Annotated in this window: 8 protein-coding genes; 2 read left to right on the plus strand and 6 right to left on the minus strand. The window is 46.8% G+C overall.

Going from position 1 to position 8322, the window contains the following annotated elements; all coding sequences use genetic code 11:
- The 3 genes from Q0620_RS10480 to Q0620_RS10490 form a co-directional block, all read right to left on the minus strand.
- The coding region (locus tag Q0620_RS10480; protein WP_298785074.1) for a transporter substrate-binding domain-containing protein at nucleotides 1-593 on the minus strand (593 nt) is incomplete at its 3' end.
- A 94-nt stretch (nucleotides 594-687) separates the two neighbouring features.
- A complete protein-coding gene (locus Q0620_RS10485) occupies nucleotides 688-1497 on the minus strand; it encodes a transporter substrate-binding domain-containing protein (RefSeq protein WP_298785076.1) in 810 nt (269 codons plus the stop codon).
- A 413-nt stretch (nucleotides 1498-1910) separates the two neighbouring features.
- Nucleotides 1911-2414, minus strand: a complete 504-nt coding sequence (locus Q0620_RS10490) for a hypothetical protein (protein WP_297904971.1) — start codon at nucleotides 2412-2414, stop codon at nucleotides 1911-1913.
- Between the two features lie 83 nt (nucleotides 2415-2497).
- On the opposite strand from Q0620_RS10490, the gene Q0620_RS10495 reads away from it, so the two are divergent.
- The gene (locus tag Q0620_RS10495; protein WP_298785077.1) at nucleotides 2498-3376 is read left to right on the plus strand and encodes an aminotransferase class IV; all 879 of its coding nucleotides are present in this window, start codon (nucleotides 2498-2500) and stop codon (nucleotides 3374-3376) included.
- A gap of 46 nt (nucleotides 3377-3422) precedes the next feature.
- Here the strand turns inward: Q0620_RS10495 and Q0620_RS10500 are convergent, their stop codons facing one another.
- Together Q0620_RS10500 and Q0620_RS10505 are read right to left on the minus strand one after the other, a co-directional pair.
- Entirely contained in the window at nucleotides 3423-4388 is a 966-nt protein-coding gene (locus Q0620_RS10500; protein ID WP_298785078.1) for a DUF3137 domain-containing protein, read from the minus strand.
- An 8-nt stretch (nucleotides 4389-4396) separates the two neighbouring features.
- On the minus strand, nucleotides 4397-5734 hold the full coding sequence (locus Q0620_RS10505; RefSeq protein WP_298785080.1) for an AAA family ATPase: 1338 nt from the start codon (nucleotides 5732-5734) through the stop codon (nucleotides 4397-4399).
- 56 nt (nucleotides 5735-5790) lie between these two features.
- On the opposite strand from Q0620_RS10505, the gene Q0620_RS10510 reads away from it, so the two are divergent.
- Nucleotides 5791-7173, plus strand: a complete 1383-nt coding sequence (locus tag Q0620_RS10510; RefSeq protein ID WP_298785082.1) for an SH3 domain-containing C40 family peptidase — start codon at nucleotides 5791-5793, stop codon at nucleotides 7171-7173.
- A gap of 337 nt (nucleotides 7174-7510) precedes the next feature.
- Here the strand turns inward: Q0620_RS10510 and Q0620_RS10515 are convergent, their stop codons facing one another.
- The gene (locus tag Q0620_RS10515; RefSeq protein ID WP_298785084.1) at nucleotides 7511-8074 is read right to left on the minus strand and encodes an isoprenylcysteine carboxylmethyltransferase family protein; all 564 of its coding nucleotides are present in this window, start codon (nucleotides 8072-8074) and stop codon (nucleotides 7511-7513) included.
- Nucleotides 8075-8322 lie beyond the last annotated feature (248 nt).

Genomic DNA, 8322 nt, shown 5'->3' on the forward strand with positions numbered 1-8322 from the left:
TCTAAAGTATCATCGATGACGGAATATGCAAGCACTATGAGATTGTCGTTTATATAGCCGTCCGCATCGCCATTTCGAATCATTTCGTAGCATTCCTTAGCCGAAGCGCAATGGTCTAAATTTTTAAATCCCTTGGTTTTGAAAAATTTCTCGGCTACTGTCGCATCGCCTTCGAATACGATCTTTTTATCATGAAGCTGCGCGATATCGGTAAAAGCGTCGGCTTTACGCGTTAATACGCCCAAATTTACGGAGAGGTAGGGGATGGAGAAATCGATCTTTCTTTTTCGTTCGTTGGTGATGCTAAATAGACCGATCACCAAATCAAGCTTATTTGCCTCTAAAAATGGAATTCTATCATTTACGCTTAACGGGATGAACTCAATTTTGCCCTCTTTTTTGCCGAAAATTTCTTTAGCAATAGCGTTTGCAAGATCGATTTCAAATCCTTCAAATTTGCCGCCATTAGACTCGCAAAGCGGCGGATGAGCATCGCGCACTCCGATGCGAATGACGCCGTTTTGTCTGATTTGATCTAGGCTATCTGCAAAAAGCGCCGCACAAAATAGAGCCGCTATAAAAAGTAGTTTCATTTTATGTCCTTAAAATGGGATTTCGCATATTATCCGCTTATTATAAATGATGTTTTAGTCGAAGGCGTTAGATAAAACACTGCTAAATTCCGTCCTAAAATATGGCATAGAGCCCATCTAGTAAGAAATATTTTTTATCTGCAGCGCCTTGATAAAATGGCTTGAAAGTTTCATCATAAGAACGTTCGAAAAAGCCTTGTTTACTAAGTGTAACAAGCTCTTTATTTATCAGATCAAGCAATTCGGTATTGCCTTTGCGCACTCCGATGCCTAAGAATTCCGGATTGCCTAGATTTTGGATTGCTACTTCTAAATTGTCGTCGATAATGGAATAAGCTAGTACAATGAGATTATCGTTAACGTAAGCATCGGCTTTGCCTTGCTTAAGCATATCATAGCATTCGGTAGTAATGGAGCAATGGATTAGATTGTGGATTTTATTTTTATACAAAAAATTTTCTGCCGTAGTCCCGCTACCCTCTACTAGGACCTTTTTGTTTGAAAGATCGTCTATACTTTTGATGCCGTCGCTTTTACGTGTCAAAACTCCCAAACTCATCGAAAAATATGGATAAGAAAAGTCGATTTGCCTTTTTCTATCTTGCGTTATCGTGATGGTCGCGACTGCAAGATCTACCTTATCGTTTTGTAATGCAGAGATCCTATCGCTGGCATTTAAAGGGACGAACTCGACTTTACCGCGCTTATCACCGAATATGCTCTTAGCTATAGCATCTGCAAGGTTGATTTCAAAGCCTTCGAAATTACCACTTTTTTCATCACTAAAAGGTGGCCTACCATCACGAACACCGATTTTAACGACTCCGGCAGATCTGATCTGCTCCAAACTGCCCGCAAAAACACTGCTGCAAAGTGCAAAAATAATGCAAAAAAGTAGCTTCATAAACTATCCTTTTCTTAAAATTTAATATTATCCCTTAGATATTGCGTGATTTTACCCTAAAATAGTTAAACATAACTTCAATTACATAATACAGATTGCTAAATCGGCAGTAAGTGAACGAGATTAGAATTTAAGAAACGATAGATAAATTTTATGAAGTGAAATTTAGCCGTAGCGAAATGTGGCGCAGGAAAGTATAAGCTTTGATTAAAATTTATATATCGTAATTTACGGTGCAGTTTTTGCTGTATTGGCATAGAATTTTAATTTGGAATTCATCCATCGTACCTGCTTGCTTTTCGAGCTGGAATTTTTACGTCTTGCCTACGTGCCGCATATTTTGCAATAAAATTTTAAAATTTGCTTGGATCATAATGCTTTTTTGCGTTATAGAATTTTATGGTATTTTAAAACTATTTTTCGCCGACTTCTACGATTTTGCTTAGCACGTATTGTTCTAGCTCGCGTCTAGGCACGTCGTTTTTGAGCGCTTCGTTGTAGATGTTTTCGACTATGCGGCTGTATTTTTCGTAAGGGAAGTAGAGGAAATGGTTCGCCCAAGCGCGTTTGATGAGCTCGTGGGTTAGCTTTTTTCTAGCCCACGCCTTAAAGCAATCAAAGCCGATAAAAACCGCCGACGTCGCTATGATCGTAAATAAAATGGAGAAGTGAAAGTCGATCTTTTCAAACATCGCGTGCGTCAGCGTTATCAAAAACATAACGCAGACGAATGCGAAGCAAGCGAAGATAACGTAGGATTTGCCGTAGTTAAATTTAAAATTTAGCTTCGAAGGATCGACGAGCATCCCGTCGTTAAACTCGGCGTTGGCTTCGAGCAAATCACGGAAAAGCACGGGTTTATGCGACACATGAAACATAATTTCTAAAAGCCTATCTTTAAAATTTGATTTATCCATCGGGTTCCCTTCGATTTTTGCGGCATTATATCTTAAATTAAATTGTTATAAGATAAAATGGTGCGAAATTTCAAGGAGAGATTATGTTTGAAATCAGCGGAATGAGCGGCGACGAGATAGTTTATATTAACGGCAAATTTTGCAAAGCCAAAGAGGCTGCGATAAGCCCTTTTGATCGCGGTTTCGTGCTTGGAGACGGCATCTATGAAGTAGCACCCGTGGTAAATTCTAAAATTTGCGACAGAGCGGATTTTTGGGAGCGCTTTGAGCGTAGCGCCGCGCAGATCGAGCTGAAAATTCCATATTCTCGCGAAAAATATGAGGAAATTTTATATGAGCTCATCGCGCAGGACGGCGTGAGCGAGGGCGCTTTCTACACTCAGATCACAAGAGGTGCCGCGATGCGCGATTTTGACTACGTCCGCGGCATAGAGCCTAGCGTCTTTGCTTTCGTCTATCATACGCAAATTTTTGATAATCCGCTCGCAAAAGAGGGGATCGAGATCGTAAGCCTGCCCGAGATCCGCTGGCATAGGCGCGATATAAAATCGATCTCGCTTTTAGCTCAGTGCATCTTAAAGCACGAGGCCCACAGGGCGGGCGCTTATGAGTGCTTTTTGATCGAGGACGGGCTCGTTACCGAGTGTTCGAGCTCCAGCGCATTTATCATCAAAGATGACGTCCTTATCACGCGACCGCTTTCAAACGACATACTACCGGGCATCCGCCGCAAGGTGATCTTAGGCCTTGCCGAGCAGGCGGGGCTTCGTGTAGAGCAGCGGGCGTTTGGAATGAGCGAGGTTTATGAGGCCGATGAGGCCTTTATCAGCGCGGCGACGCTGATGGTGCTGCCGATCGTAAAAGCAGACGGCAGAGCGATCGGCGGCGGTGCGGTCGGTAAATACGTACCGCGCCTGCGCGAGATGTATGCTGCGCGGCTAAGAGGCGAAGCGGGACTGTAATAGAGCGGTCAAATTTAGCCCGTTAAATTTAAATTATGCGGGCTGATTAAATTTTGCTTTCTAGCTCGCCGGTTATGCGGCCCAGCTCGCTTACTAATTCTAAAATTTCAGCCAGTTCGTATTGATGAGCATACGCCGTTCCGGTTGTTGGAGGTATGCTAAATAGCTCTGTTTCGAAGCGATTCGGCGCGCCGTTTAGAAATAGGTAAAATTTATTATCCATAAATGCCGCACTGATGCTAAATTTATAATAGTATCGCTTCAGCTCATTTAGTCGCTCCATCAACGTAGGCGTCAATAGATAGCGAGCTTCGACCTTGTCGTCAGCAAACACGCGAAATTCGCTATTAAAAACGACGTTGTCCATTAGCTCCTTCTCGCCTAAAATTTTTGTATTTAGCTCGCGGCTCGCCAAGATGGTTTTGGCGTAAAATCTCTTGCCGAATTCGCATATCAGCACGCTGCCGCTAAAATCCATATACGCATCATATAAGCTCATCGCAAGCGAAGCTAGCTTCACATAAGTATTGTCTATGCCCAGATCGTAGTTCTTTTTGATTCTAATCGCCTCGCTGAGGCTAAATTTTACCCCATCCCATTCGCCTTTTATATCATCCTCGCTGATAAAATCGGAGTTTGCAAAGATCCCCGCTCGTCTGAATTCCTTCGCGCTTATGCCGCGACCTGGCGAATAAGTAAGCTGCGGATATGCCTGTGAGATCGCCGTGCGCACCAAAACTTTTTTGTAAAACAGTTTATATTCATAAGCGGCGCCTGTAATGTCGTCGTAAATATAAGCAACGTAACAAATTAAAAGCACCGCGTATACAAGATAGACTTCGATCATCTTGTAATCCGTATCATCGTCTGTTTTAAATACCGCATCGATCGAAAACATCACTATAAACGGAAACAGATACAAAAATGCTATCTTGGCATAGATCATCACTACCTTGCAAATGCACTTTTTTTGTTTGGCTCTACTTAGCGCTATCGCTTTGTCTAGTTGCATACGTTTCCTTAAATTTTTTGATCCGAAATTTTATAAAATTCGTTCTCTTGATAAAATTTCACTACGGCTTCATCCGCACTTGCGTTGCGCTGCAAATACCGCAGCAAAGGCTCTGTGCGCGTATATATCACCCCGAGCCCCGCAAGGCTCGTCGCGCGCGAAAGCGCCACATAGAGCTGTCCTTTGGCAAAGATCCTGTCGATGTCGCAAATGAGCTGCGGAATGCTCATGCCTTGGGATTTGTGGATCGTGATGGCGTATGCGAGCTTGAGCGGGAACTGATAATACCGCGCCAGCACGATCTGCTCGGCATCCGCGCCGCTTGCGGCGATCTCGCTTAGTTCGTATGTTTGCAGCTGCACACGGCTTAGCATGCCCGAAGGTTTTTTTACGACCACGCTTTCGATCTCGCCGCCGGAGCTTTTTTCGATCTTTTCGACGACGCCTTGCTCGCCATTGAAAAACTCACCGCTTTTGTTTGCGGTAAACAGCACCTTTGCGCCCTCTTTCAGCGTCAGACTTTGCGGCGTATTTAGTGAGGCGATCCATTTTTGAATTTTCTGCTCGCTCACTCCGCTTTGCAGCGCTTCATAAACGCCCTCAAAGCTGCTCTGCGGCGCATTAAGCTTGGCTAGTCTGGCGCTATTTATCGCATCCACCTCGGCGTTTCGGCCCGAGATTATCGTAGCGTTCGGCTCAGCTCGTGCGGCATCGATGAGCAAAGATCGCATCAGCTCCGCCGTCTGCTCGCTTGGGGTGCCGAGCCGCAGCTCGCAAAGCAGACGGTATAGCGCCGCATCTGCAGTGCGCTTAGAGCCTATCATCTCGACGTAAAAAAACTCGCACTGCCTCCACGCGTAGGAGCCGAAGGCGTAATCCGAGTCGCTAAATAGGCTCGCGCGCGGCGCGCTCTCGCCCTCTTTGCGTACCGGCGGAAGCTGATAAAAATCGCCCGTAACGAGCAGCCGTCCATTAAATTTAGAATTTGAAATTCTAAGATAGATCATCTCGAAAAGCTCGGCGCCGATCATTGAAATTTCATCGATCACGATGAGATCCGCGAGGGCTAAAATTTTTCGCAGCTCACTTAGCTTGCCGCTTTGTTTGCGATCGAAGCTTTTTAACTCCTCGTGGTTTTTGCAAATGCCGAAGCGAAAGAAGCTATGCACGGTCACGCCGCCGATCTCTACGGCGCTGATGCCGGTGCTGCCGAGTACGATGACGAGCTTGCCGCGAGCGCGGTAATCCTTGATGAGCTCTTTTATTACGTAGCTTTTGCCTACGCCTGCGCCGCCCGTGATGAAAATATTGCGATCTTTTAGCTTTTGGATGATGAAATTTATCAAGTTTTTTCCTATTTTTTGGCAAAATTATAGCCAAAATTTTTTAAAAGGCATTTTGTTTGAAACGATTAGTATCTCTTATCTTTGCGGCTTTAATCCTTGCAGGTTGCGGTAAAACCGTCCATAAGTTTATCCCGGAAAATCCCGCTGTTTTGGATCTCGAATACGCTCAAAACAGCGAGCGGCTGCCGGCTCCTGCGTCGGTGCAAAACATAAGCGGAAAAGCGTTTAAGAGCCACTATTTTAAAATTTGGTTTGACGATGCGCCGATTAAAGCGGAAATCGATACGTTTTGGGGGCTTAATTACGCAAAGGGGCGCCATTTTGACGCCGCAGGCAGGATATACGACGATGCGATCTACCAAAGCATTCGTATAAACGCGAACGAAGAGGCGTTCGGACTAATATCTGAGCCCGCTATAACGGTAAAAAACGCGCTGCTGCGAAATATCCCAAGCGACTTGCCGATTTTCGGCGATCCGAGCGAGCCGGGGGAGGGCGAGCCGTTTGATTACGCCGCAAATTCCGCCGTGGGCGTGGGCTATCCGATGCTGCTGTCGCATTACAGCAGAGACGGCGCGTGGGCGTTCGTACGCAACGACGGCGTGTGGGGCTGGATCAGAAGCGACGCGATAAAGCGCATCAGCCCGCAGCAGGCGGATATCTACGCAAATTCTAAATTTATAACGATCCTGCGCGACGGCGCAGTCGTTTATGACGAAAGCGGCGCGGAGCTTTTTAGGGCGCGCACCGGCACGATCCTGCCGTATGATTTTAGCGGTGAGCGCGATCTTGGCGGCACGCTCGGCGTACGGAGCGTATTCGGCGGCGAAATTTTAACTCAGTTTGGCAGTAAGAGATATTTCGTTGGCGCGGAGGATGCGAGGCTCTGGCCCGCGCCGCTTGATGAGCAAAACTCAAAGATCGTAACCGCTAACCTGCTTGGGCAGAAATACGGCTGGGGCGGGTATAAATTTCTTCGCGATTGCTCGCTTATGACGAAAGACTTTTTGGCGAATTTCGGGCTGTGGCTGCCGCGAAATTCTAAGGCGCAATCGGGCCGCGGCGAGCGTTTTTCGCTGGCAGGGATGAGCGCGGATGAAAAGCTTAGCTTTATCGGCAAAAACGGCGTGGCGTATAAAACCCTGCTGTATATGCCCGGCCACGTGATGCTCTACGTAGGGCAGGTGGACGGCAAGCCCGCGGTGCTGCACGACATCTGGGGGCTTCGTACGATGGACGGGGGGCGCGCAGTCATCGGACGTACGGCGATTACGTCGCTTACTATCGGCTCGGATCGCGCCGACATCGCCGAGGATCGCTTGCTGATATCGCGTATCAGCGCGATGAGCGTGCTTTCGGGCGAGGATGACGCTATTTCGGACGATCGGTTAGCTCCTGAGGATCCGAGCAGCCTGTCTGCGTATGCGAGCGGAAATTAGGCTGCTTACGGATATAAGAGTGAATTGAGCTTTGCTTAGCAGCCGTCGTTATAGTTTGCTTTTGCCGTTGGTGGAGTCGCGCGCTTGACGATGCTGCGGTGCGCGCAAGCGTAAATTTAAAATAGTGTTTTAAGTGCTGCGTCATTTTAAATTTAGCCTAGACGGCGAGCAAATTTGAAATTTCGGGCTTAAATTTAGTCTAAATTTAAGCCTATATCTCGCAGTCCTTAAAATTTCGGGAGAAATTTTAAAATTAGCCCGCAAGTCTAGTTAAAATTTTAAAAGCTCTATCTAAATTTAAGCTTTTGCTTTAAAGCTCAATCGCGCGCCGCTTCCCCTAAAAGAACAAAAAATATCTCGGCGTCTTGCGCTTATACTCTAGATACTCCTGTCCATAGGTTTGCTCGCAGTAGCGCTCCTCGCCGAGTACCACGAGATGATTATATACGACAAAGGGCACTATCACTATGAGTAGCCACAGCGACGCCGAAGCGACGCAAACGCCCGCCATGCCGAGGAAATAAAAGAAATACATCGGATTGCGCGATAGCCGGTAGATGCCGCCCTGTGCGGCTCTGTCCGCAGGAGCTGCCGCATAGTCGTAAAACGCCTTGATAAAGCCCGCAAAAGCCGCTATATAGATCACCGCTCCGATCCAAAACCACGCGCTGCCCGTCTTAAGCGGCACGAACACCGATAAAATAAGCAGTGCCGCTTGCAGCAGCGAGCTTATGATCGCATTTCGCTTGTCCGCGAGCGTGTACCAGGAGGTATCGGTAGCGCGCTTGCCGACCTCCTTGTAGATAAACATATACGCGAACTGTATCAGCACCATCGCAAATGAGGGTATCCAAGCGCCCGCTAGAGAAGGCTCAAGCGTCGTAAAAAATGAAATTTCCATGACCGCTTCCTTTGCTTTAAATTTTATCTTGCAGCTTTGTTTTGCCCTTGTTTGCTTGTCGTTGCTTTGTCCTTTTTCACCCGCCGCGAGTTTAAATTTTACTCCGCCTCGCACCGCTTATTCGGCGCGCTCTTTGCTCGGTATACTGTCCGCCGCCGATGCCGCTTTGATGAAGTATATGGCATCGACGCCCGCTTGGCGATATTTGTTGAAAGAGGTTTCGGCGCTGGTAAAATGGCGGTCTTCTC

Origin of the sequence: uncultured Campylobacter sp. (genome assembly GCF_938017615.1) — a bacterium.
Classification (GTDB): domain Bacteria; phylum Campylobacterota; class Campylobacteria; order Campylobacterales; family Campylobacteraceae; genus Campylobacter_B.